Source organism: Pseudomonas nitroreducens, assembly GCF_010994165.1.
GTDB lineage: Bacteria > Pseudomonadota > Gammaproteobacteria > Pseudomonadales > Pseudomonadaceae > Pseudomonas > Pseudomonas nitroreducens.
The window spans coordinates 734,065-758,679 of record NZ_WMBX01000001.1 but is presented as its reverse complement, the minus strand read 5'-3'; the positions used below and the strand labels follow the sequence as shown (position 1 = coordinate 758,679).

Genomic DNA, 24,615 nt, shown 5'->3' with positions numbered 1-24,615 from the left:
CATTAAACATGCATCACCGCATGCTGCCAAGGCCCGCCGGACGCGCTGCGGGCCCCGTATTTCAGGGCCTTTAGAGGCCCTGTTCGACAAATGTCACTGCCAGCGCCAGCGCTTCGTCCAGCTTGCCGGCATCCACGCCACCGCCCTGGGCCATGTCCGGGCGACCACCGCCCTTCCCGCCCACGGCCGCAGCGGCCTGCTTCATCAGATCGCCAGCCTTGAGCTTGGCGGTCAGGTCCTGGGTCACGCCGGCGACCAGTACGACCTTCTCTTCGAACATGCCGCCCAGCAGGATCACGCCGCTGCCCAGCTTGTTCTTCAGTTGGTCGACCAGCGCGAGCAGCGCCTTGCCATCGAGGCCGTCGAGACGCGAGGACAGCACCTTCACGCCACCGACGTCCACGGCGGAACCCGCCAGGTCGTCACCGGCTGCGCTGGCGGCCTTGGCCTTGAGCTGCTCCAGCTCCTTTTCCAGCTGACGGTTGCGCTCGATCAGGCCGGACAGCTTGTCCAGCAGGTTGTCGCGGCTGCCCTTGACCAGGCCGGCCGCTTCCTTGAGTTGCTCTTCGGCGCCATTCAGGTAAGCCAGCGCAGCAGCGCCGGTGACCGCTTCGATACGGCGCACGCCGGAGGCCACACCGCCTTCGCTGGTGATCTTGAACAGGCCGATGTCGCCGGTACGGGACACGTGGGTGCCGCCGCACAGTTCGACGGAGAAGCTGCCACCCATGCTCAGCACGCGCACCTGATCACCGTACTTCTCGCCGAACAGCGCCATGGCGCCCTTGTTCTTGGCGGATTCGATGTCGGTCTCTTCGGTCTCCACCTCGGAGTTCTTGCGGATCTCGGTGTTGACGATGTCTTCCAGCTGTTTCAGCTGCTCGGGCTTGATCGCCTCGAAGTGGCTGAAGTCGAAGCGCAGGCGCTGGCTGTCGACCAGCGAGCCTTTCTGCTGGACGTGATCGCCCAGCACCTGGCGCAGCGCGGCGTGCAGCAGGTGGGTAGCGGAGTGATTCAGCGCAGTGGCCTGGCGCACGGAGGCGTCGACTTCGGCTTTGACAGCCGCGCCAACGCTCAGGCTGCCCTGGGCAACCACACCGTGGTGCAGGTGCGCGCCGCCGGCCTTGGTGGTGTCGCGCACGTCGAAGCGCACGCCGGCACCCTGCAGGTAGCCGCTGTCACCGACCTGGCCGCCGGACTCGGCGTAGAACGGGGTCTGGTCGAGGACGACGACGCCCTCCTCGCCTTCGTTCAGTTGCTCGACGGCCTTGCCGTCCTTGAACAGGGCGATGATCTGGCCGGCACCGGAAACGCCCTGGTAGCCGAGGAAGCGGGTGTCGCCGTCGACTTTCACCAGGCTGTTGTAGTCCATGCCGAAGGCGCTGGCGGAGCGGGCACGCTCGCGCTGGGCCTCCATCTCGCGCTCGAAGCCTTCCTCGTCGAGGGTCAGGCTGCGCTCGCGGGCGATGTCGTTGGTCAGGTCCACCGGGAAGCCGTAGGTGTCGTACAGCTTGAACACCACGTTACCGGGGATGACGCTGCCCTTGAGCTCGGACAGGTCCTGCTCGAGGATCTTCAGGCCCTGCTCCAGGGTCTTGGCGAACTGTTCTTCCTCGGTCTTCAGCACGCGCTCGATGTGCGCCTGCTGCTGCTTGAGCTCGGGGAAGGCTTCGCCCATCTCGCCGACCAGCGCGGCCACGATCTTGTGGAAGAAGGTGCCCTTGGCGCCCAGCTTGTTACCGTGGCGGCAGGCGCGACGGATGATGCGGCGCAGCACATAGCCACGGCCTTCGTTGGACGGCAGTACGCCGTCGGCGATCAGGAAGCCGCAGGAACGGATGTGGTCGGCCACCACTTTCAGCGACGGGGCGTCGTCGTTGGCGCAGCCGATGGCGTCGGCCGACGCCTTCAGCAGGCTCTGGAACAGGTCGATCTCGTAATTCGAGTGGACGTGCTGCAGCACGGCGCTGATGCGTTCCAGGCCCATGCCAGTGTCCACGCTCGGCGCCGGCAGCGCGTGCATGACGCCGTCCGCGGTGCGGTTGAACTGCATGAAGACGTTGTTCCAGATCTCGATGTAGCGGTCGCCATCTTCTTCCGGCGAGCCGGGCGGGCCGCCCCAGATATCGGCGCCGTGGTCGAAGAAGATCTCGGTACACGGGCCACACGGACCGGTGTCGCCCATCGCCCAGAAGTTGTCGGAGGCGTATGGCGCGCCCTTGTTGTCGCCGATACGGACCATGCGCTCGGCCGGAATGCCGACTTCCTTGGTCCAGATGTCGTAGGCCTCGTCATCGGTGGCGTAGACGGTGACCCAGAGCTTGTCCTTGGGCAGGTTCAGCCACTTGTCCGAGGTGAGGAATTCCCAGGCATAGGTAATGGCATCGCGCTTGAAATAGTCGCCGAAGCTGAAGTTGCCCAGCATTTCGAAGAAGGTGTGGTGGCGCGCGGTGTAGCCGACGTTTTCCAGGTCGTTGTGCTTGCCGCCGGCACGCACGCACTTCTGGCTGGTGGTGGCGCGGGTGTAGGCGCGCTTTTCCAGGCCCAGGAAGCAGTCCTTGAACTGGTTCATGCCTGCGTTGGTGAACAGCAGGGTCGGGTCGTTCGCGGGGATCAGCGAACTGGACGCTACGCGGGTGTGCCCCTTCTCTTCGAAGAAGCGGAGGAAGGCTTCACGGATTTCAGCGCTTTTCATAGGTTCTTCCACGGAAAAATGCGGCCACGAATCGCCGGCAAAGGGCCGCATTATATCGGCCCCGCATCAAGGTTGTAGTGTCTTTGCGCGATAGTTAACCCCTATCGCGCAATAATTTCTGTCAGGAACGACGAAAGGCGGCAAAAGCTTCGACGATACGCGGGATATCGGTGCTTTTCACATCGAGGTGGGTGACCAGGCGCAGGCGCGCCGCCGGGCTGACGCGGATGCCGCGCTCGGCCAGGTGCTCGCCCAGCACGCCGGCCTGCTCGCCGATGCCAACGTAGACCATGTTGGTCTGTACCGGCTCGATGCTGTAGCCCAGCTCAGCGAGGCCACGGCCCAGCGCTTCGGCATTGGCATGGTCATCGGCCAGGCGCTCGACCTGATGGTCCAGCGCGTAAATCGCAGCCGCTGCCAGGCCGCCGGCCTGGCGCATGCCACCACCGACCATCTTGCGCAGGCGGCGCGCGCGGCCGATCAGCTCCACATCGCCGCAGAGCACCGAGCCCACCGGCGCACCCAGGCCCTTGGACAGGCAGACCGAAACGGAATCGAAGTGACGGGTGATCTCGGCGGCGTCCACGCCCAGCTTCACCGCCGCGTTGTACAGGCGCGCGCCGTCGAGGTGCAGCGCCAGGCCGCGACGGCGGGTCATTTCACGCGCAGCCGCCAGGTAGGTCAGCGGCAGGACCTTGCCTTGCATGGTGTTTTCCAGCGCCAGCAGGCGGGTGCGGGCGAAGTGGAAATCGTCCTGCTTGATCGCTGCCTCGACCTTGGTCAGATCCAGCGAACCATCGGCCTCGCCATCGATGGGCTGCGGCTGGATCGAGCCCAGCACGGCGGCGCCGCCACCTTCATATTTATAGGTGTGCGCCTGCTGGCCGACGATGTATTCGTCGCCGCGGCCGCAATGGGCCATCAGGCCGAGCAGGTTGCTCATGGTGCCGGTGGGGACGAACAGCGCGGCAGCGAATCCCAGGCGCTCGGCCAGGGTCGCTTCCAGGCGATTGACCGTCGGGTCTTCGCCGTAGACGTCATCGCCCAGCTCGGCCCGTGCCATCGCCTCGCGCATGCCGGCGGTGGGCAGGGTCACGGTGTCGCTGCGAAGGTCGATGATGGACATGGCAAGGCTCCTCGGGCATCAGGCACAAAGAGCCGATGCTAAGCGCTCGCCAGTGGGGAAACAAGGCGCGCGATGGGCGCGCGCCGGGGAGATCAGAGCTCGGTGGGAACGACCAGGATGCCGGCGCGCAGGCCGTTCTTCACCCGCGGATTGGGGAAGATGATTCGTGCACCCTGCTCTTCCACGATCCAGCGCGTTCCGCCGATGTCCTCGGCCAACAGGAAGCCATGGTCCAGCTCGGTGAAGTTGTCCACCGCGTCGTCCAGGTGCAGGCGGAAGTGGTCGCTGTGCTTGATCACTTCGCGGGAAACGGCGAACAGCTGCAGGCCGTCGATCTGCGCACCGTCTGCCTCCTGGCCGCTGATCACGGCTTCGAGCATGGCTTCCAGGCGATCCAGGTTCACCGCCTGGTTCTGCCCGAACGGCCGCGCCTTGCCCAGCTCCAGGGTAAAGGCCTCGGCGCCCAGGTGGCTGTAGGTGTAGGCGCTGAAGGTGATGCCCGGCTTGCTCTGCAACAGCACGGCGTCGATGCCGGCGCTGCGCAGGCGCGCCAGCTCCTCGCGGGAATGTTCGCGGCCGCTGGCCCAGGGGTAGAGCGCGAACTGCTCGATCTTCGAGCCGCGGATCGCGGTGTGCAGGTCGTAGTGCAGGCGCGGGCGGCCTTCGCGGGCGAAGAACGCGGCGGCCAGGCGCTCGAGCTCGGCTGCGCGCAGGGCCTCGTTGCCGCTGCCCTCTTCATGGCGACCGCAGAACAGGCGGTTGATGTCCTGTTCCAGGTAGCGCTCGCCACGGCGCATGGCCTCGGGGTTGCCGAGCAGGAACAGCACTCGCGCCGACGGCTTCAGCTCGCCGCGGGCGATGCGGTGCACCAGGCGGTCGAGCAGCTCGATGGGCGCGGTCTCATTGCCATGGATACCGGCCGAGAGCAGCAGGTCGCGGCCATTGTCCCGCGCCACCGGCGGAGTAATTTCAAGGGCGCCTTCGGCCAGCCAGTGCAAACGGGTGCCGTCTGCGGTGAGCTGAATCTTTTCCGTCGGCTCACGGCCGGCGAGGGTCAGTTCGAGCAGTTTGCCCAGGGCTAGCATGCGGACGCCTCCATCATGTCCTGCGGCCTGGCCGGCCGTGGACTCCGCGGTCAGTGGTGGTGGTCACATCCACAGTCTGGACCATGTTCGTGGACTTCGGCGGCTTCCAGCTCCAGGCTCAGGCCCAACTGGTTCACCGCCTGCGGGCGCACCACCAGCAGCGGGATCTCGGCATCGTCCTCATGGGAGTCGGCGTAGATCACCAGGCCGCCCTTGCCGTCGGCTTCCAGCCACAGCTCGCGCCCTTCCAGGCGGATGGCCAGGCGCGCGGTGTGGGTCTCGCGGCGTTCGCCCTGGTTGTCTTCGAGAATCAGCGGAAGGCTTTCGGTCATGTCGTTCACCTGACCCGTTCAATACCTCGCCGAGCGTAGCTCAGGCGAGGCAAGAACAGGCGAAAGAGCGCAGTTTACGCGCTGTAAATGAGCATCTTGAGCCTGTTCCTAACGCTGCATGAGCAAGCGCAGGCAGGCAGTGGGCGGGTCGTCAGTTCTGCTGGAACGGATAAACCGAGCCCAGTTTAAGGATCTGACTCAATTCATCCAACGCCGTCCGGCACTCGACCAGCAGTTGCGGGTCGGCCAGATCGGACTCGGCCAGGCGATCGCGGTAGTGCTTGTCGACCCAGGTGACCAGGGTGTCGTGCAGGGTCGGGGTCATGATCACGCCGGGATTGACCGCCGCCAGTTCGGTGTCGTTCAGCGCCACGCGTAGGCGCAGGCAAGCGGGGCCGCCGCCGTTCTGCATGCTCTGCTTGAGGTCGAACACCTTCACCTCGCGGATCGGGCCGTCCTCGGCCGTCAGGCGCGACAGGTAGTTCCACACGCGCTCGTTCTTGCGGCACTCCTCCGGGACGATCAGCAACATGTTGCCGTCGGCGCGGGTGAGCAGCTGGCTGTTGAACAGGTAGGACTTCACCGCGTCCTCGACCGTGACCTGGTCGCGCGACACGCACACGGCGCGGAAGCGGCCGCCACGGCGGCCCAGCTTGTCGTGCAGTTCGGCGAGGACGCGCTCGGTATCGAGGAAGGCGTCTTCGTGGTGGAACAGCACTTCGCCGTTGCCAACCGCGATCACGTCATTGTGGAACACGCCCTGGTCGATCACCGCCGGGTTCTGCTGGGCGTAGACGACACCGTCATCGCTCAGGCCATGCAGGCGGGCCACCGCCTGGCAGGCTTCCAGGGTCTGCCGCGCCGGGTAGCGTTGCGGCGCCGGGAAGCGGCTGTCGAAGGCGCTGCGGCCGAACACGAAGAACTCCACCCCGGCTTCGCCGTAGGACTTGCAGAAGCGCGTGTGGTTTGCCGCGCCCTCATCGCCGAACTGGGCGGCCGCCGGCAACGCGGCGTGGTGGGCGAAGCACTGCTCGTCGTTGAACATCGCCGCGAGGATGCGGCTGGTCTGCGGATGTTCGATGGAACGATGGAACTTGCAGTTCAGGTTGGCGGCGGTGAAATGCAGGCGGCCATCGGCAGTGTCGGCGCTGGGGCTGACGGTGGCGGCGTTGGCGGTCCACATGCAGGACGCCGAGCTGACGGCGGCCAGCAGCGGCATGGCTTCCTTGGCCGCCTTGGCGATCACTTCGGCATCGCTGCCGGAAAAGCCCAGGGCGCGCAGCGAGGCCACAGCCGGACGCTCCTGCGGGGCGAACACGCCCTGCTTGAAGCCCAGCTCCATCAGCGCCTTCATTTTCGACAGGCCCTGTTTCGCCGCTTCGCGCGGGTTGGACGCCGCCTGGCTGTTACTCTGCGAAGCGACGTTGCCGTAGGACAGGCCGCCGTAGTTGTGCGTCGGCCCGACCAGACCGTCAAAGTTCATTTCATAGGCGGTCATCACAGGCTCACTCCCGGAGTCAGGGTTGCAGGCAGGCTCAGGCTGTCGCTCTCCAGCGAGGCGACCGGGTACGCGCAGTAGTCGGCTGCGTAGTAGGCGCTCGGGCGGTGGTTACCGGAGGCGCCGATGCCGCCGAATGGCGCGCTGCTGGCCGCGCCGGTCAGCTGTTTGTTCCAGTTGACGATGCCGGCGCGGCTCTCGATGAGGAAGTCCTCGTAGCGCTCGCGCGAGTCCGACAGCAAGCCGGCAGCCAGACCGTACTGGGTGGCGTTGGCTTCGCGCACGGCGGCGTCGAAGTCGGCGTAGCGGATCACCTGCAGCAGCGGGCCGAAGAACTCTTCGTCCGGGCGCTCGGCCACGGCAGTCACATCGAGGATGCCGGGGGTCAGCAGCGCGGCGGTAGCCAGCGGCTGGGTCATCGCCAGCAGCGGCTTGGCGCCCTTGGCCAGCAGATTGTCCTGGGCCTTGATCAGATGCTCGGCGGCGGCAAGGGAAATCACCGAACCCATGAAGGGCGCCGGCTGCTCGTCGAAGCGGCCGACCTTGATGGTCGAGGCCACGGCGACCAGGCGCTCCAGCAGCGCGTCGCCCCAGGTCCCCTGCGGCACCAGCAGGCGGCGGGCACAGGTGCAGCGCTGGCCGGCGGAAATGAAGGCGGACTGGATGATGGTGTAGACGGCGGCGTCGACGTCTTTCACTTCGTCGACCACCAGCGGGTTGTTGCCGCCCATCTCCAGCGCGAGGATCTTCTGCGGGCGACCGCCGAACTGGCTGTGCAGCAGGTTGCCGGTGCGGCTGGAGCCGGTGAAGAACAGGCCGTCGATGTCGTCGTTGCTTGCCAGCGCCACGCCGGTATCGCGGGCGCCCTGGACCAGGTTGATCACGCCAGCGGGAATGCCCGCCTCGACCCAGGCCTGCAGGGTCAGCTCGGCCACTTTCGGAGTCAGCTCACTGGGCTTGAACACCACGGCGTTGCCTGCCAGCAGCGCCGGCACGATATGGCCGTTGGGCAGGTGGCCGGGGAAGTTGTACGGGCCGAACACGGCAACCACGCCGTGCGGCTTGTGGCGCAGCACGGCGGTCGCGTCGGCCAGCGGGCCGCTTTTCTCGCCGGTGCGCTCACGGAAAGCCTGGACCGAGATGGCGACCTTGTTGACCATGCTGGTCACTTCGGTGGCAGCTTCCCACAACGGCTTGCCGGTTTCCTCGCCGATGGCGCGGGCCAGTTCCTCGGAACGGCCTTTCAGCGTAGCAGCGAAGCGCTCCAGCACGGCGATGCGCTCTTCCACCGGGCGGCGCGCCCAGGCCGGGAAGGCGTTGCGTGCGGCAGCGACAGCAGCGGCGACCTGCTGCTCGGAGGCAGCACGGCCGGACCAGACAACGGCCTGGCTGACCGGGCAGAGCGATTCCAGCGGCTCGCCTTCGCCTGCCAGCCACTGGCCGGCAATGTAGTGGGTATTCATCATCAGGCTCCCCTGACGCCGGGCGGCGTCAGTTGCGTTTTCCGGAGAGAGGCACCGCGCGGACCGAGGCCCCGGCGGACAGGCGCAGGCGCTTGGCAGTCTGCGCATCGACCACCAGCGAACCGGCGGCCAGGCGCGCGGGCGCGGCGGTGATGCGACACTCCTCGCGCTTGCGGTTGTGGATCAGGAAGGGCTCGGCGTCATCGCCCGGCGTGCCGATGGCCAGCACCAGGTTCTGGCTGTCGGCGATGGCGCGGATCTTCTCGGTCGGCGCCTCGATGGCGGGGCCGGCATCGAAGATGTCGACGTAGCCCTGGTAGCTGAAGCCCTCGGCCTTGAGCATGGCCAGCGCCGGCTCGGTGTCCGGGTGGACACGGCCGATCACTTCACGCGCATCCTCGGAGAGGAAGCAGCTGTAGAGCGGGAACTTGGGCATCAGCTCGGCGATGAAGGCCTTGTTGCCCACGCCGGTCAGGTAATCGGCCTGGCTGAACTCCATCTTGAAGAAGTGCCGGCCCAGGCTTTCCCAGAACGGCGAACGGCCAGTCGCGTCGGACATGCCGCGCATCTCGGCAATCACCTTGTCGCCGAACAGCTCGCGGAACTCGGCGATGAACAGGAAGCGCGCCTTGGACAGCAGACGACCGTTCAGGCCGGCGCGGTGGTCGGCATGCAGGAACAGCGAGCACAGCTCGGACTGGCCGGTGAGGTCGTTGGCTAGAAACAGCGTGGGAATTTCGCGGTGGATACCCAGCTCTTGCGAAGCGCTGACGGTCAGGCCGACGCGGTAGTTGTACCAGGGCTCGCGCAGGCCGACAGCACCGGCGACGGCGGAAATCCCCACCACCTTGCCGTCATCGTTTTCGAGGACGAACAGGTAGTCGGCATCGGCGCGCTCGGCCTCACCGCGGAAGGCTTTTTCGGCCCAGTTCACGCGGTGCTGCAGACGCTGTTCATTGGCCGGCAGTGTGGTCAGGCCGGTGCCGGTGCTGCGCGCCAGATCGAAAAGAGCCGGCAGGTCGGCGCTGGTTACGGGACGGACGATCATGCTCTCTCCCCTCAGATCGCAACCAGGCGCACGCTGGCGCCCTCGCCGATGCCCAGGGCTTCGGCGGCTTGCTGGTTCAGAGTCACGGGCTTGCCCGGTACCCAGTCGAGTTCGACGACGATGGCGCGGAAATCCTGCAACTGGCCGTTGGTCACCAGGTAACCGCGATTGCCCTTGCCGCCCTCGCCGATGCGCACCGGCACCTGGCGACTCTGGGCGATGGAACGGACGCCCGAGGTGCGCGCGTGCAGCGCCGGGCCGCCGTCGAAGATGTCGACGTAGTTGTCGGATTCGAAGCCGTCGCGCATCAGGATGTCGAAGGTGATCTGCGCGCGCGGATGCACCTGGCCCATGGCCTCCTGCGCGTCATCCGGCAGCAGCGGCACGTAGATCGGGTAATGCGGCATCAGTTCGGCGAGGAAGGTGCGGCTCTTCAGCCCCGAGAGCTTCTCGGCCTCGGTGTAGTCGAGGTCGAAGAAGTTGCGCCCGATGGCGTTCCAGAACGGCGACTGGCCCTGCTCGTCGCTGTAGCCGACGATCTCCACCACCACCGCGTCGGCGAAGCGCTCCGGGTGGCTGGCCATGAACAGCAGGCGGCCACGGGAGTTGAGCTCGGCGATCGGCGTGTTCACCAGTTCGCGCTCGACGTAGAAGCTGGTCAGCAGGCTGTTGCCGGTGAGGTCGTGGCACAGCGAGAGGACGTGGATCTTGTTGTGGATCTTCAGCTCGCGGGAGGCGTGCACGAAGGTCTCGTTGCGGAAGCTGTAGAACGGTTCGGAGAAACCGGCCGAGGCGACGATGGCCGAGCAGCCGACCAGGCGGCCGGTGTCGGTGTCCTCGAGCACGAAGAAATAGCTCTCTTCACCGTTGAAGCTCACTTCGGCGGCGAACGAGGCCTCCGAGGCAAGGATCTTCTCGCGCAGGCGTTCCGCGTCGTCCGGCAGCGACGTGACGCCGACCGGGCTGTCCGCGGCGAGACGCTGCACTTGCTGCAGGTCGGCCACTTGGGCGGGGCGCATCACCAGCATGGCGTCACTCCTCTAACCAGACAAAATTCGTGATTGGCAGGCGCGACACAACCCGTGCCGCACTCATCAGGGCATTCGAAAGCACCAGCCGGGACGACCCGGCCGGTCAGGCGGCGAGGCGCGTGCCCCGCCGCTTCAGCGTAGCCGGGGGATCAGCCGCGGGTCAGCTTGGCGATGGCGCGCTCGAGGCGATCCAGGCCTTCGTCGATGTCGGCGTCCGGGATCACCAGGCTGGGCGCGAAACGCACCACGTCCGGGCCGGCCTGCAGGACCATCACGCCTTCCTTCTCGGCGGCGTTGAGCACGTCCTTGGCCTTGCCCTTGAAGGCGTCGTTGAGCACCGCGCCGATCAGCATGCCCATGCCGCGCACCTGGGTGAAGATGCCGTACTCGGCGGCGATCTTCTCCAGGCGGACCTTGAAGCGTTCGTGCTTGGCTTTCACGCCTTCGAGCACTTCCGGGGTGTTGATCACGTCGAAGGCGGCGCCAGCGACCGCACACGCCAGCGGGTTGCCGCCGTAGGTGGTGCCGTGGGTGCCGACGACCAGGTGCTCGGCGATCTTCGCGGTGGTCAGCATGGCGCCGATCGGGAAGCCGCCGCCCAGGCCCTTGGCGCTGGAGAGGATGTCCGGGTTCACGCCGTAGTACTGGTGGGCGTAGAGGTAGCCGATACGACCGAAGCCGCTCTGCACTTCATCGAAGATCAGCAACGCGTTGTTCTCGTCGCACAGCTTGCGCACGCCTTCCAGGTACGCCTTGTCGGCCGGCAGCACGCCGCTCTCGCCCTGCACCGGCTCGATGATCACGGCGCAGGTCTTGTCGGAGATGGCCGCCTTCAGGGCTTCCAGGTCGTTGAACGGAATGTGCGTGATGCCTTCGACCTTCGGGCCGAAACCATCAGAGTACTTGGCCTGGCCACCGACGTTGACGGTGAACAGAGTGCGGCCGTGGAAGCTGTTGACCATCGAGATGATCTCGTACTTCTCGGGACCATATACGTCATGGGCATAGCGGCGTGCCAGTTTCAGCGCGGCCTCGTTGGCCTCGGCGCCGGAGTTGGCGAAGAACACGCGCTCGGCGAAGGTGGCATCGATCAGCTTCTTGGCCAGGCGCAGGGCCGGCTCGTTGGTGAACACATTGGAGACGTGCCAGATCTTGCCGGCCTGCTCGGTCAGCGCCTGCATCAGCGCCGGGTGGGTGTGACCCAGCGAGCTCACCGCGATACCGCCCGCGAAGTCCACCAGCTCTCGGCCGCTCTGATCCCAGACTCGCGAGCCTTCGCCACGCACCGGAATGAAGGCAGCCGGCGAATAGTTGGGAACCATGACCTGGTCGAAGTCGGAGCGTTGGACCTGAGCTTGCGGAGCGGACATCGGTGTTCTCCTGCCTGGTGAGGCGGCTATCGATGAATGGATTGTAGGGACGATCAGCGGGCCGGCATTGCCGCCATGCGACAACTTGTTATAGCGCCAACCCGCGAATTGCCGAGGCTTACGGAAATGCGACAGAAAGCGTCGGGAAGGCGCAGTGTAAGGCTTGCGGACTGCTGCGGGTACAAGAGGGCGTGGAATTTGTTCGCACGGCGAACGAACGGTCAGGAATAAGACAGAGAGGGTAATTCTGTAGGAGCGAGCTTGCTCGCGAACCGCATGAAGCCGACGTATCCGGCGAGAGAGTCGTAGGGCGCATAACGCGCCAGCGTTATCCGCCGTGCCCGGAACGGCGGATAACCTGTTCCAGGTTATTCGCCCTACGGCGCTACAGAATGAGCCGTCAACCGCGCTCGGCGACCACCGGAGCGGCTTCGGCGGCGCCCTGGCCGCGGCGCTGGTTGCGGTCTTCGCGTGGGGTCACGCCGAAGAAGTTGCGGTAGGCGCTGGAGAAGTGCGGGCCGCTGGAGAAGCCGCAGGACAAGCCGATCTGGATGATCGACTTGCTGGTCTGCATGAGCATCTGCCGCGCACGGTTCAGGCGCAGCTCCAGGTAGTACTGGCTGGGCACGCGGGTCAGGTACTGCTTGAAGATGCGCTCCAGCTGGCGGCGCGAGACGCACACGTGCTGGGCGATCTCGTCGGTGGTCAGCGGCTCCTCGATGTTCGCCTCCATCAGCAGCACCGCCTGGGTGAGCTTCGGGTGGCTGGAGCCGAGGCGGTTCTTCAGCGGGATACGCTGGCGCTCGGAGCCTTCGCGGATGCGCTCCACCACCAGCTCTTCGGAAACCGCGCCCGCCAGTTCCGCACCGTGGTCGCGGGACAGCACGGCCAGCAGCAGGTCGAGCACCGCCATGCCGCCGCAGGCGCTCAGGCGGTCGCGATCCCACTCGAACAGGTGATTGGTGGCGATGACCTTCGGGTAACGCTCGGTGAAGTCGTCGTGCCAGCGCCAGTGCACGGCGGCGCGGTAACCATCGAGCAGGCCCAGCTGCGCCAGCGGGTAGATGCCGGCAGACAGCGCGCCGATGCTCACACCACTGCGCGACAGCTGCTTGAGCACGGCGCCCAGCGGCGCGGAGACCGTCTGGGGAATCTCGTCAGCGACCAGGAAGATACGCTGGCACTGGTCCAGCACACCGTTCCAGGACTGCCCCGGCAGGCGCCAGCCGTCCGCTTCGGCCACCGGCTCGGCACTCATGAACACTGGTTCGTAGAGCGCTTCAGGGTGCAGCCGGCGGGCGACCCGCAGGGCCTCCTCGGCCAGCGCGAGGGTCAGCGCCCGCGTGTGCGGCCAGAGCAGGAATCCGATGCGTTGTGCGGTCATGCGGCAGGTTCACCCAACGGTGCGAATAACAGACAGCTTACTTCAAGCTGCCGGAAAGGAACTGCTTGAGCCGTTCCGATTGCGGATTGGCGAGGACTTCCCTCGGGCAGCCCGTCTCTTCCACCAGGCCCTTGTGCAGGAACACCAGCTGGTTGGAGACCTCGCGGGCGAAGCCCATTTCATGGGTCACCACCACCATGGTGCGGCCTTCCTGCGCCAGGTCCTGCATGACCTTCAGCACTTCGCCAACCAGCTCGGGGTCGAGCGCCGAGGTCGGCTCGTCGAACAGCATCACTTCCGGCTCGACCGCAAGGGCACGGGCAATCGCCACGCGCTGCTGCTCGCCGCCGGACATGTGTGCGGGATAGGCATCCTTGCGGTGCGCCACGCCGACTTTCGCCAGGTAGTGCTCGGCCTTCTCCAGCGCCTCTTTCTTCGACACGCCGAGCACATGGACCGGCGCTTCGATGACGTTCTCCAGGGCGCTCATGTGCGACCACAGGTTGAAGTGCTGGAACACCATCGACAGGCGCGAGCGCATGCGCTGCAGCTGCTTGGCGTCGGCGGCCTTGAGCGCACCGTCCTTGTTCGGGGTGAGCTTGAGCTCTTCGCCGTTGAGCAGGATCTTGCCGGCGTGGGGCTGCTCCAGCAGGTTGATGCAGCGCAGGAAGGTGCTCTTGCCCGAGCCGGAGGAGCCGATAATGCTGATCACGTCGCCTGCCTTGGCCGCCATGGAGACGCCCTTGAGCACCTCATGGGTGCCGTAGCGCTTGTGCAGGTCCTGGATTTCAAGTTTGTACATGGTGTCGGTTCTCGAATTCAGTCGTTGATCAGCCGGCCCTTGCGGAACGGCTCACGCCCGGCCACCTTGGCCAGCCAAAGCCCTGGCTGGGCGTAGCGCCCACGCTCGATGGCGAACAGCACGCCGGAGGTCCCGGCGCGTACGGTGCTGACCTTGTCGTTCAGCGGGTCGACCACTTCGAACAGCGCGTCGCCCTTCTCCACCCACTCCCCCGCCTTGCGCAGGTAGCTCACGACACCGACGTGGGGCGCGTAGAGGTATTCGGTACCTTCGAAGGGCATGCCTTCGCAGCACTCGGCCGGAGCCGCCGGCCAGTCACCGGCGATCAGGCCCTGCTCGGCCAGGAAGCCGAGGATGGCTTCGCAATTGTCCTGCGCCTGGTCGACGCGGGTATCGCCTACGCCGCCCAGCTCGACGGTGGTCGCCAGGCACGCCAGCGGAATCGCCGCCTGCGGGAATGCTTGCGCCAGGCGCAGCCAGGGCAGCGAGCAGGATTCATCGAAGGAACTGCCACCGGAGTCTTCGGCGAGCAGCGCCACGCCAGCCTTCAGGCGCGCGGCCAGGGACTTCCAGCGCGGCCAGTGCTGCGGGATCGCGTAGACATGGATGGCGGCGTCGAAGTCGCAGTGCAGGTCGAGTACGACCTCGGCATCACAGGCGTGGCGCAGCAGGATGCGCTGCATGCCCTGCAGCTCGGACGAGGCCGGCGGCAGCGCGTCGAGGCCGTCGCGCATGGCCTGGCGGATCAGCTCGACGTTGGCGGCTTCGTCAGCGCCCAGCTTTTCGCCGACACGCTCGGCAACCAGAGCGCTCAGCTCGACGAAATCGCGGTTGAAGTTCTTCCCGCTGGCGAACTCGAAACGGCCCAGGTGGCTGGCCTGGAGGGTCTGACCCAGGCCGATGGGGTTGGCCACCGGCACCAGTTCGACAACGCAGTTCAGTTGCCCGCGCGACTCGAGGTCGGCCAGGCGCTGCTTGAGTTCCCAGGCGGTGCGCATGCCCGGCAACTCGTCGGCATGCAAGCTGGACTGGATATAGACCTTGCGCGAGCCCTTGCCGTAGCGGAATACGCTCAGGCGACGTTCGCTGCCCAGGCTGCTCCACGGCAGCAGATGATCGATACGTTCCACGGTCTTTTCCTCAGTGCTTGCGCGGCGCGAGATAGGCCAGCCAGCGGCGTTCGGCCAGCTTGAACAGGCGCACCAGGGTGAAGGTCATGATCAGGTAGAAGATGCCGGCGGTAATGAACGCCTCGAACGGCAGGTAGTACTGCGAGTACACGGTGCGCGCGGCGCCGGTGATATCCACCAAGGTGACGATGGACGCCAGGCTGGTGGTCTGCAGCATCATGATCACTTCGTTGCTGTACTGCGGCAGTGCGCGGCGCAGCGCCGAGGGCAGCAGGATGCGGCGATACATCTTCAGGCGCGACATGCCCATGGCCTTGGCCGCTTCGATTTCGCCATGCGGCGTGGCGCGAATGCTGCCGGCGAGGATCTCGGCGGTGTAGGCGCTGGTGTTGATGGCGAACGCGGCGCAGGCGCAGAAGGTGGCGTTGGACAGCCACGGCCAGAGGAAGCTTTCGCGCACCACGGCGAACTGCGCCAGGCCGTAATAGATGAGGAACAGCTGCACCAGCATCGGGGTGCCGCGGATCACGTAGGTGTAGAGCCAGGCGGGCAGGTTCACCGCCGGGTTCTTCGAACAGCGCATCAGCGCCAGCGGCACCGCCGCGAGCAGGCCGAAGAACAGCGAGATGGCCAGCAGCTTGAGGGTCACCAGCAGGCCGCTGAAGTAGAGCGGCAGGCTGTCCCAGATGACGGAGAAGTCGAAGATCATGATCAGGCTCCCGAGGACCTGTTGATGTTTGGCAATGAGCCGCGTTGCCGCGACAAATCACGCCAGGCTAGACGCGGGACGCCGGCAATGGTCGCTCCCTTGGCAAGTCCCGCAACGACGCATGGCGTGATTTGCCGCGCAACCCGAAGGGACGGGCCGCATTTTGCGCAGTGCTGCGTTACTCGTCGGTCATTTGGAATCACCAAATCTCTCTCCTCGCGCCTTGCCCTGCGCAAAATGCGGCTCCGTCGCGGTCATTGCCAAACATCAACAGGTCCTCCTACAGCTCGGCGACTTTCACGCCGACCGAATAGCGGCGTTCGAGCATGCGCAGCAGTACCAGGGAGACGGTGGTGACCACCAGGTACAACGCCGCCACGGCGAGGAAGTAGGTGAAGGGTTCGCGGGTGGCGTCCGAGGCCTGCTTCGCCTTGAACATCATGTCCTGCAGGCCGACCACGGAGATCAGCGCGGTGGCCTTGACCAGCACCAGCCAGTTGTTGGTGAAGCCCGGAATGGCCAGGCGGATCATCTGCGGTACCTGAATGCGGAAGAACACCTGAAGCCCGCTCATGCCATAGGCGAAGCCGGCCTCGCCCTGCCCTTTCGGGATGGCCATGAAGGCGCCACGGAAGGTCTCGGAGAGGTACGCGCCGAAGATGAAGCCCAGGGTGCCGACACCGGAGGCGAACGGGTTGAGGTCGATGTAGTCGTCATAGCCGACCATCGGCGCGACCCAGTTCACCGCGGCCTGGCCGCCGTAGAAGATCAGCAGGATCAGCACCAGGTCCGGTACGCCGCGGATCACGGTGGAATAGAGGTCGCCGCACCAGGCCAGCCATTTCACCGGCGACAGGCGGATGGCCGCACCGAGCAGACCCAGCGCGATCGCCAGCGCCATCGACAGCAGGGAGAGCTGAAGCGTCAGCCAGGCACCATCGACGATGGTGGCTCCGTAGCCATTGAGCATAATTTCCTACCTCATGAAACCGGACGCCGCCCGCAACGACACGGACGCTCAGGGCGAGCGCCATTGCAGGCTCACCCCCAATAAAAAAGTGGCACAAACTTCAGGGTCAGGCCTGGGTTTGCGCCACTTCCGGACGTGGATCAGTTCTCGCCGTAGACGTCGAACTTGAAGTACTTGTCCTGTACTTCCTTGTACTTGCCGTTGGCACGGATGCCGGCGATGGCCGCGTTGAATTTCTCGGCCAGGGCGGTATCGCCCTTGCGCACGGCGATGCCGGCGCCACCACCGAAGTACTTCGGATCGTTGTATTCCGGACCTACGAAGGCGTAGCCCTTGCCGGCGTCGGTTTTCAGGAAGCCGTCGTCGAGGTTGACCGAGTCGGCCATGGTCGCGTCGATGCGGCCGGAGACCAGGTCCATGTTGGCTTCGTTCTGCGAGTTGTAGCGCACCACTTCGATGCCGGCCGGGGCCAGGACGTCGGTGGCGTAGCGGTCGTGGGTGGAGGCGCGCAGCACACCGACCTTCTTGCCCTTCAGGTCGACCAGCGGGTCATTCAGGGTCACGCCTGCCTTCATCACGAAGCGCGCAGGGGTGTGGTAGTACTTGTTGGTGAAGTCGACGGACTTCTTGCGCTCGTCGGTGATGGTCATCGACGAGAGGATGGCGTCGATCTTGCGAACCTTCAGCGCCGGGATCAGGCCATCGAACTCCTGCTCGACCCAGGTGCACTTGACCTTCATCTCTTCGCACAGGGCGTTGCCGATATCCACGTCGAAACCGGCGAGCTTGCCATCGGGCGTCTTGAAGGAGAAAGGCGGATAACCGGCTTCGATGCCGATGCGGACCGGCTTGTCGTCAGCGTGGGCAACCAGGGAAAGCGCGGACAGGGCCAGCGCACCGAGAAGTGCAAACTTCTTCATCAGTAACTCCTTCGAGGGTAGGACTTCGATTGGCAGGAGAAAGGGGTTGGCCCAGGCTGCCCGTGCAGAAGTGAAGGTTATTGTTCGTCTGCGCATTGCCGGCGCGATTCTTGTGAAAAGCGCGCCTACCGGGGTGAGCGGCATTCTAGCGACAGCCCCGAAGCGGTTATTTCTTCAATGCGACAACTAATTATAGAAGCGCCGGAGACAGAGCCCCGGCGGCTTGACGGCGCGGATTTTACGTGATCTTAAAGCGGGGAGTAAAACCTAATTTACTTGCAGTTATTGGGCCATAAACACCCATACCCTGACACTGCGCGGGGTGCGCGATATTGACTCATTCCGCACTGACAGAAAAGACACTCCCAAGCTGTGCGAATTGTTTCCTGACGCCTCATTTTGTCGCAGGGAAATGTTACCGGTGGGCAGGAAGCACACGGTAAGAGCGGATGGACCTGCCGCGGCGACAGACTTGAACAAGCTCACAAGCCAGGAGCGGACGCCCTCCCACCAAAAGCACAAATAGAAAAACGCCCCGGCAAGCGGGGCGTTTTCATCGGCTGACAGATCAGGCCGCGCGCATGGCCTGGTGCGTGTCGATCAGGTGCTGTACCACACCAGGATCGGCCAGGGTGGAGATATCTCCCAGGGTGTCGTACTCGGCCGTGGCGATCTTGCGCAGTATGCGGCGCATGATCTTGCCCGAGCGGGTCTTCGGCAGGCCGGGCGCCCACTGGATCACGTCCGGGGTAGCGATCGGGCCGATCTCCTTGCGTACCCAGGCCTTGAGCTCCTGGCGCAATTGCTCGCTGGATTCCTCGCCGGCATTCAGGGTGACGTAGACATAGATGCCTTGTCCCTTGATGTCGTGCGGTACGCCAACCACCGCGGCTTCGGCGACTTTCGGGTGGGCGACCAGCGCGCTCTCGATCTCGGCGGTGCCCATGCGGTGGCCGGAGACGTTCAGCACGTCATCGACGCGACCGGTGATCCAGTAATAGCCGTCCTCGTCGCGACGAGCACCGTCGCCTGTGAAGTACATGCCCTTGAAGGTCTTGAAGTAGGTGTCCACGTAGCGGTCGTGGTCGCCGTAGAGGGTACGCGCCTGACCCGGCCAGGAATCGAGGATCACCAGGTTGCCCTCGGTGGCCCCTTCCAGGATGTTGCCCAGGTTGTCCACCAGCGCCGGCACCACGCCGAAGAACGGCTTGGCGGCGGAGCCCGGCTTCAGGCCGTGGGCGCCCGGCAACGGGGTCATCAGGCAGGCACCCGTTTCGGTCTGCCACCAGGTGTCGACGATCGGGCAGCGCGACTGGCCGACAGTCTCGTAGTACCACTGCCAGGCTTCCGGGTTGATCGGTTCGCCGACCGACCCCAGCAGGCGCAGGCTGGAGCCGTCGGCGCCTTCGACTGCCGCCTTTCCCTCGGCCATCATGGCGCGGATGGCGGTCGGTGCGGTGTAGAGGATGTTGACCTTGTGCTTGTCGACGATCTTCGCCACGCGGGAGATGTCCGGGTAGTTCGGCACACCCTCGAACAGCACGGTGGTCGCGCCGTTGGCCAGCGGGCCGTAGACGACATAGGTGTGGCCGGTGACCCAGCCGATGTCGGCGGTGCACCAGAAGACCTCGCCCGGACGGTAGTCGAACACGCGCTCATGGGTCAGCGAGGCGTAGACCAGATAGCCGCCGGTGGTGTGCAGCACGCCCTTGGGTTTGCCGGTGGAGCCGGAGGTGTAGAGGATGAACAGCGGGTCCTCGGCGCCCATTTCCTTCGGCGCGCAGGTGGTGCCGGCGACCTTCATCAGGTCCTCGAACCACACGTCGCGGTGCTGGTTCCACTTGATGTTCGAACCGGTGCGCTTGCAGACGATGATCTTCTGCACGCTGTTGGTTTCCGGGTTGGTCAGCGCGTCGTCGACGTTGGCCTTGAGCGGGGTCTTCTTGCCGCCCCGCAGACCTTCGTCGGCGGTGATCACTACCTTGGAACGGCAGTCGATGATGCGCCCGGCCAGTGCTTCGGGGGAGAAGCCGCCGAATACCACGGAGTGGATCGCACCGATGCGGGCGCAGGCCAGCATGGCGACCACGGCTTCCGGGATCATCGGCATGTAGATGGTCACCACGTCGCCACGGTGCACGTCCTGGCCACGCAGGGCGTTGGCGAACTTGCAGACCTGCTCGTGCAGTTCGCGGTAGGTGATTTCCTTGTGCTCGGAAGGATCGTCGCCTTCCCAGATGATGGCGAGTTGGTCGCCGCGCTCGGCCAGGTGACGGTCGAGGCAGTTGTAGGAGAGGTTCAGGGTGCCGTCGGCAAACCACTTGATGTCGACGTGATGGTCGTCGAACGAGGTCTGCTTGACCTTGGTGAACGGCTTGATCCAGTCGATGCGCTGGGCCTGTTCGCGCCAGAAGCCGTCGGGGTTGACCACCGACTGCTGGTACAGCTTCTTGTAGGTGGCCTCGTCGGTCAGAGTGGTCGCGGCCACTTCGGGACGCACGGGGTACACGGATGCCGCTGTCATGGCGTTTTACCTCGGTGAAGAGTGTTGTTTTTGTTGCCCTAAGTTGTAACGGCGACACCCTTCCCCGAACCATACGACCATGGTCTTACCAATCCTTAGTCGTAGTGATGGGCCCCATAACTCCTACTGCCATGGGGCCGCGACAACCTGTCACATGCCCAGCGCGTGCGGCAGCGCCAGCGAGATGTAGGGCACGTAGGTCACCAGGATCAGGAACAGCAGCAGGATCATCAGCCACGGCAGCGCGGCGCGGATGGTCGAGCCCAGCGGCAGGCCGGTGACCGCCGAGGTGACGAACAGGTTGAGCCCCACTGGCGGGTGCACCAGGCCGATCTCCATGTTCACCACCATGACTATCCCCAGGTGGATCGGGTCGATCCCCAGGCGCATGGCGATGGGGAAGAAGATCGGCGCCAGGATCAGCACGATGGCCGACGGCTCCATGAAGCTGCCGGCTACCAGCAGCACGATGTTGACCATCAGCAGGAAGCCGATTGGCGTCAGCCCCTCCTGCATCACCCACTCGGTGATCTGCTGGGGAATCTGCTCGGTGGTCAGCACGTGGGCGAAGAGCATGGCGTTGGCGATGATGAACATCAGCATGATGCTCAGCCGCCCCGACTCCACCAGCACCTTGGGGCAGTCGCGCAGGCGCATGTCCTTGTAGACGAACAGCGCGACGAAGGCCGAGTAGACCGCCGCCACCGCCGCCGCCTCGGTCGGCGTGAACAGCCCGGAGTAGATGCCGCCGAGGATGATCACCAGCAGCAGCAACCCCCAGCCGGCACGGCGTGCAGCGGCCAGCCATTCGCGCAGGCTGGCGCGCGGTTGTGCCGGGAGATTCTTCACCCGCGCGACGATGTAGATCACCACCATCAGGATCACGCCCAGCAGCAGGCCCGGCACCACGCCGGCGACGAACAGCTTGCCCACCGAAGTCTCGGTGGCGGCGGAGTACACCACCATGACGATCGACGGCGGGATCAGGATGCCCAGGGTCCCGGCATTGCAGATGATCCCGGCGCCGAACTCGCGCGGGTAGCCCGAGCGCACCATCCCAGCCACGGCAATCGAACCCACCGCCGCCACCGTTGCCGGCGACGAACCAGACAACGCGGCGAACAGCATGCACGCCAGCACTGCGGCAATCGCCAGGCCGCCACGGATGTGGCCGACGCAGGCGTTGGCGAAATCGATCAGCCGGCGCGCCACGCCACCGGTGGTCATGAAGGCGCCGGAGAGCAGGAAGAACGGAATCGCCAGCAGCGTGTAGGCCTCGGAGGTCTCGAACAGCTTGATCGCCAGCGAGCGCACCGAGTCCGGGCTGAACAGCAGGATCGTCAGCGCCCCGGAAAGCCCCAGGGAAATGGCGATGGGCACGCCGATGAACATGAAGACGAACAGCAGGAGGAACAGCATCATCACGGTCATGGACGATTCTCCGCGGCTTCTTCGCCAGCCAGTTTCGAGGCCTCCGCAGCCTCGTCGGCAAGGCCCAGGCCGAGCTGGCGGCCGCGCAACAGGTTGACGAGGATTTCCAGGTAACGCAGGAGCACCAGGCCGAAGCCGACGGGCACGATCACCGCAATGTAGGCCTGGAGGATGCCGAAGTGGTCGAGGTCTTCGGCGCCGATGCCGGCGATGAACAACGTCTTAACCCAGTCGAAGCTCGCGACCATGAACAGCCCGGCATAACCCAGGCAGCAGAGGCAGGCGAGCACACCGATGAACCGCTGCAGCGGACGCGGCGCCAGCTTCACCAGCGCATCCACGCCCAGGTGGCCGGCGGTGCGCACGCCATAAGCGATGCCGAAGAAGATCAGCCAGCCGAACAGCGCCTTGGTCAGGGCGTTGCTCCAGGACATGTCCTGGGCGACGCCGAGGATGGCGTCACCGATGGCGTAAAACACTCCTTGCAGCGAGGGCACGCGGTCGCCCAGGTCATAGAACAGGGTGAAGACGTTGGTCATCACCACGTAGACGAAGGTCACCAGCGTCATGGCCGCCAGCAGGAAGGCGATGGCGCCCTCCTCGAAGTGGTTCCAGACGCGCACGAGTCGATTCATGGAATAAGCTCCAGAAAGCCCCGCCATCCGGCGGAGCCGGACGGATCAATGGGGGCGGTTGGAGGCTTCGGCGGCCTGGAGAAAGTCGGCGCCGACGTTGTCGCGGAATTTCTGCCACACCGGCTGCATCGCCTCGCGCCAATCGGCGCGCTGCTGCGCGGTAAGCGTGTGGATCTCGCTGCCGCCGCTGGCGAGGATGCGCTGGCGGGCGTCACGGTTCAGGCGCTCGGCTTCCAGGTTCACCTGCACAGTGACCTCGGCCATGATCTTCTGCAGCTGGGCGCGGATGTCCCGCGGCAAGCCATTCCAGAAGGTCGCGTTGGTGATCACCATGTAATCCACCAGCCCATGGTTGGACTCGGTGAAGTACTTCTGCACCTCGTTGACCTTCTGGCTCTCGTAGTTCGACCAGGTGTTCTCGGTGCCATTCACCACACCGGTCTGCAGGCCCTGGTAGACCTCGGCGAAGGACATCTTGCGGGAGATGGCGCGTAGCGTGCGGAACTGCTCGTTGAGCACATCCGAGGCCTGCACGCGGAACTTCAGCCCCCGCGCATCGCCCGGCTCCAGCAACAAGCGGTTGGCCGACAGCTGCTTCATCCCGTTGTGCCAGTAGGCCAGGCCAAGGATGCCCTTGCCCTGCATGCTGGTCAGCAGGTTCTGGCCCTGCGGGCTGCGCTGGAAATTGTCGACAGCCTGGATGTCGTCGAAGAGGAATGGCAGGTCGAATATCTGCACCTTCTTGGTGTACTGCTCGAACTTGGCCAGAGACGGCGCGAGCATCTGCACGTCACCCAGCAGCAGTGCTTCCATCTCCTTGCCGTCGCCGAACAGCGAGGAGTTCGGGTAGACCTCCACGCGCACCCGGCCGGGCAAGCGCTCTTCGGCCAGGCGCTTGAACATCAGCGCACCCTGCCCCTTGGGCGTGTTCTCCGCGACCACGTGGGCGAACTTGATCACTATGGGTTCATGGATAGTCGGATCATTGGCAGTTTGCGGTTCATCGGCAGCCTGCGTGGCAGTAGCGCAGGCCAACGCCAGGACGGCGAGCATCGCCCGCCCCATGGTTCCAAACATCGCGTCACCCTCAATTTGTTCTTGTGCTTGCGAGGTGAGCCTGGCGGCAGGCTCGCAGGGAGACTGACGTAAATGTTGGCGTTCGGAGAATTCATCTTTTCCCAAAGCAGCGTTCGCCAGAGCGGAACGCAAAAAGCAAAAAGAGGCGCCCGGCAGATGCCGGGCGCGAAAAGATTCAGAAGCTCAAGTCTGCGAGATGACGCGTCAGCCGGTTACCCGCGTCCGGTGGTCGAGCATCATCCGCTCGTGCTCTTCGAGCATGCCCGGCACGCAGTCACGGAGGAACTCCACCCAGGTACGGATTTTCGCATCGAGGTACTGACGCGACGGATACAGCGCATAGACGTTGAGGTGGAACAGGCTGTAGTCCGGCAGCACGCGCACCAGGCTGCCGTCCTTCAGGCCCTGCACGGCGGAGTACACCGGCAGCGCACCGATGCCCATGCCGGCGCGTACCGCTTCGGTCATCGCGTCAGCGGTGTTGACCTGGAAGTGGCTATGGTTGATGCCGACCATTTCCTGGCCGTCGGGACCATCGAACAGCCACTTGTCCAGGGACATCACCGAATTCACCAGGCGCAGGCAGCGGTGATCGGTGAGTTCTGCGAGCTTCTTGGGCATGCCGTGCCGCGCCACGTACTCGGGGGATGCGCAGAGCACGCTGTAGGTCTTGCCGATGCGCTTGGAAACGAAGCCCGAATCCGGCAGCTCCTGGGCGATGACCACGGAGATGTCGTAGCCCTCGTCGAGGATGTCGGTGATACGGTTGGCCAGCGTCAGGTCGAAGGTGACCTCCGGATAGATCTCGCAGTACTGCGAGATTGCGCGTATCAGGTAGTGCTGGCCGATACCGGTCATGGCATGCACCTTCACCTTGCCGTGGGGCCGGGCGTGGGCGTCGCCCGCCTCGGCCTCGGCCTCCTCGATGTAGCCGAGGATCTGCTGGCAGCGCTGCAGGTAGCGCTGGCCGGCTTCGGTGAGCGCGATGCGGCGGGTGGTGCGGTGCAACAGTCGGGTGCGCAGGTGCGCTTCGAGTTTGGCCACCGTCCGCGAAACGTAGGCGGTGGTGAGGTCCATGCGCTGGGCGGCGGCAGTGAAGCTGCCGGTCTCGGCGACACAGACGAAAGCACGCATGTTGTGCAGCAGGTCCATCATTTCTCCTGAAGAGCCTGTCCCGGCGCCACGGCGGGCGGCCTCTGCAACGGCGCTCGACCGAGCAACGCCTTGTTACAGATTCATGACAGGCGGCGAATTGTCGCACAGGTGCGGCGCAGGGATTATTGTACTTTCAGGTAACAATAATTCGCCCATCCGTCAGCTTATCCTGCCCCCGGCGCACTTCTAGAATCGCCCTCCCCAACGCGGCCTGCCGCGACACCCCAGGA

The 24,615-nt window shown here is 65.0% G+C and carries 20 protein-coding genes; all 20 read right to left on the bottom strand.

The annotated features are described in order from the left end of the window. Positions 1-70: 70 nt before the first annotated feature. Positions 71-2,695 (bottom strand): alanine--tRNA ligase, encoded by a 2,625-nt coding sequence (gene alaS, locus GJV37_RS03600; RefSeq protein ID WP_170858285.1) that lies wholly within the window; start codon positions 2,693-2,695, stop codon positions 71-73. Positions 2,696-2,816: 121 nt separating this feature from the next. Continuing rightward, positions 2,817-3,821, bottom strand: a complete 1,005-nt coding sequence (gene ltaE / locus GJV37_RS03595) for a low-specificity L-threonine aldolase (protein ID WP_084357467.1) — start codon at positions 3,819-3,821, stop codon at positions 2,817-2,819. A gap of 92 nt (positions 3,822-3,913) precedes the next feature. Continuing rightward, complete coding sequence (gene astE, locus GJV37_RS03590; RefSeq protein WP_024766340.1) at positions 3,914-4,906, bottom strand: succinylglutamate desuccinylase; 993 nt, start codon at positions 4,904-4,906, stop codon at positions 3,914-3,916. A gap of 50 nt (positions 4,907-4,956) precedes the next feature. Then, positions 4,957-5,238, bottom strand: a complete 282-nt coding sequence (locus tag GJV37_RS03585) for a GTPase (RefSeq protein ID WP_024766339.1) — start codon at positions 5,236-5,238, stop codon at positions 4,957-4,959. 151 nt (positions 5,239-5,389) lie between these two features. Then, complete coding sequence (gene astB, locus GJV37_RS03580) at positions 5,390-6,736, bottom strand: N-succinylarginine dihydrolase (protein WP_193452147.1); 1,347 nt, start codon at positions 6,734-6,736, stop codon at positions 5,390-5,392. Beyond that, positions 6,736-8,202 carry a succinylglutamate-semialdehyde dehydrogenase gene (astD, locus tag GJV37_RS03575; protein ID WP_193452146.1) on the bottom strand — a complete coding sequence of 489 codons (1,467 nt, stop codon included), beginning with the start codon at positions 8,200-8,202 and terminating at the stop codon, positions 6,736-6,738. The genes astB and astD overlap by 1 nt, the downstream gene beginning before the upstream one ends. Before the next feature lie 25 nt (positions 8,203-8,227). Continuing rightward, the gene (astA, locus tag GJV37_RS03570; protein WP_170858282.1) at positions 8,228-9,247 is read right to left on the bottom strand and encodes an arginine N-succinyltransferase; all 1,020 of its coding nucleotides are present in this window, start codon (positions 9,245-9,247) and stop codon (positions 8,228-8,230) included. Between the two features lie 11 nt (positions 9,248-9,258). Next, on the bottom strand, positions 9,259-10,275 hold the full coding sequence (aruF, locus tag GJV37_RS03565) for an arginine/ornithine succinyltransferase subunit alpha (RefSeq protein WP_170858281.1): 1,017 nt from the start codon (positions 10,273-10,275) through the stop codon (positions 9,259-9,261). A 152-nt stretch (positions 10,276-10,427) separates the two neighbouring features. Continuing rightward, positions 10,428-11,648, bottom strand: a complete 1,221-nt coding sequence (locus tag GJV37_RS03560) for an aspartate aminotransferase family protein (RefSeq protein ID WP_045210109.1) — start codon at positions 11,646-11,648, stop codon at positions 10,428-10,430. Between the two features lie 400 nt (positions 11,649-12,048). After that, complete coding sequence (gene argR, locus GJV37_RS03555) at positions 12,049-13,032, bottom strand: transcriptional regulator ArgR (protein ID WP_170858280.1); 984 nt, start codon at positions 13,030-13,032, stop codon at positions 12,049-12,051. A 37-nt stretch (positions 13,033-13,069) separates the two neighbouring features. Continuing rightward, the gene (gene aotP, locus GJV37_RS03550; protein WP_024766334.1) at positions 13,070-13,834 is read right to left on the bottom strand and encodes an arginine/ornithine transport ATP-binding protein AotP; all 765 of its coding nucleotides are present in this window, start codon (positions 13,832-13,834) and stop codon (positions 13,070-13,072) included. 17 nt (positions 13,835-13,851) lie between these two features. After that, positions 13,852-14,964: a succinylglutamate desuccinylase/aspartoacylase family protein gene (locus GJV37_RS03545; protein WP_170858279.1), complete on the bottom strand. Its 1,113-nt coding sequence runs from the start codon at positions 14,962-14,964 to the stop codon at positions 13,852-13,854. A 10-nt stretch (positions 14,965-14,974) separates the two neighbouring features. Then, positions 14,975-15,673, bottom strand: a complete 699-nt coding sequence (locus GJV37_RS03540; RefSeq protein WP_037017106.1) for an ABC transporter permease — start codon at positions 15,671-15,673, stop codon at positions 14,975-14,977. Between the two features lie 280 nt (positions 15,674-15,953). Continuing rightward, positions 15,954-16,643 (bottom strand): ABC transporter permease, encoded by a 690-nt coding sequence (locus GJV37_RS03535; RefSeq protein ID WP_169889832.1) that lies wholly within the window; start codon positions 16,641-16,643, stop codon positions 15,954-15,956. A 140-nt stretch (positions 16,644-16,783) separates the two neighbouring features. Beyond that, a complete protein-coding gene (locus GJV37_RS03530) occupies positions 16,784-17,563 on the bottom strand; it encodes an ABC transporter substrate-binding protein (protein WP_024766330.1) in 780 nt (259 codons plus the stop codon). 568 nt (positions 17,564-18,131) lie between these two features. Next, positions 18,132-20,087: an acetate--CoA ligase gene (gene acs / locus GJV37_RS03525; protein WP_065327875.1), complete on the bottom strand. Its 1,956-nt coding sequence runs from the start codon at positions 20,085-20,087 to the stop codon at positions 18,132-18,134. Positions 20,088-20,237: 150 nt separating this feature from the next. Continuing rightward, the gene (dctM, locus tag GJV37_RS03520; RefSeq protein ID WP_038803318.1) at positions 20,238-21,518 is read right to left on the bottom strand and encodes a C4-dicarboxylate TRAP transporter large permease protein DctM; all 1,281 of its coding nucleotides are present in this window, start codon (positions 21,516-21,518) and stop codon (positions 20,238-20,240) included. Further along, complete coding sequence (locus tag GJV37_RS03515) at positions 21,515-22,153, bottom strand: TRAP transporter small permease (protein ID WP_065327876.1); 639 nt, start codon at positions 22,151-22,153, stop codon at positions 21,515-21,517. The genes dctM and GJV37_RS03515 overlap by 4 nt, the downstream gene beginning before the upstream one ends. A 45-nt stretch (positions 22,154-22,198) precedes the next feature. Then, positions 22,199-23,230 (bottom strand): TRAP transporter substrate-binding protein, encoded by a 1,032-nt coding sequence (locus tag GJV37_RS03510; RefSeq protein ID WP_193452145.1) that lies wholly within the window; start codon positions 23,228-23,230, stop codon positions 22,199-22,201. A gap of 204 nt (positions 23,231-23,434) precedes the next feature. Then, positions 23,435-24,382: a LysR family transcriptional regulator gene (locus GJV37_RS03505; protein WP_024766326.1), complete on the bottom strand. Its 948-nt coding sequence runs from the start codon at positions 24,380-24,382 to the stop codon at positions 23,435-23,437. Between the last annotated feature and the right edge of the window lie 233 nt (positions 24,383-24,615).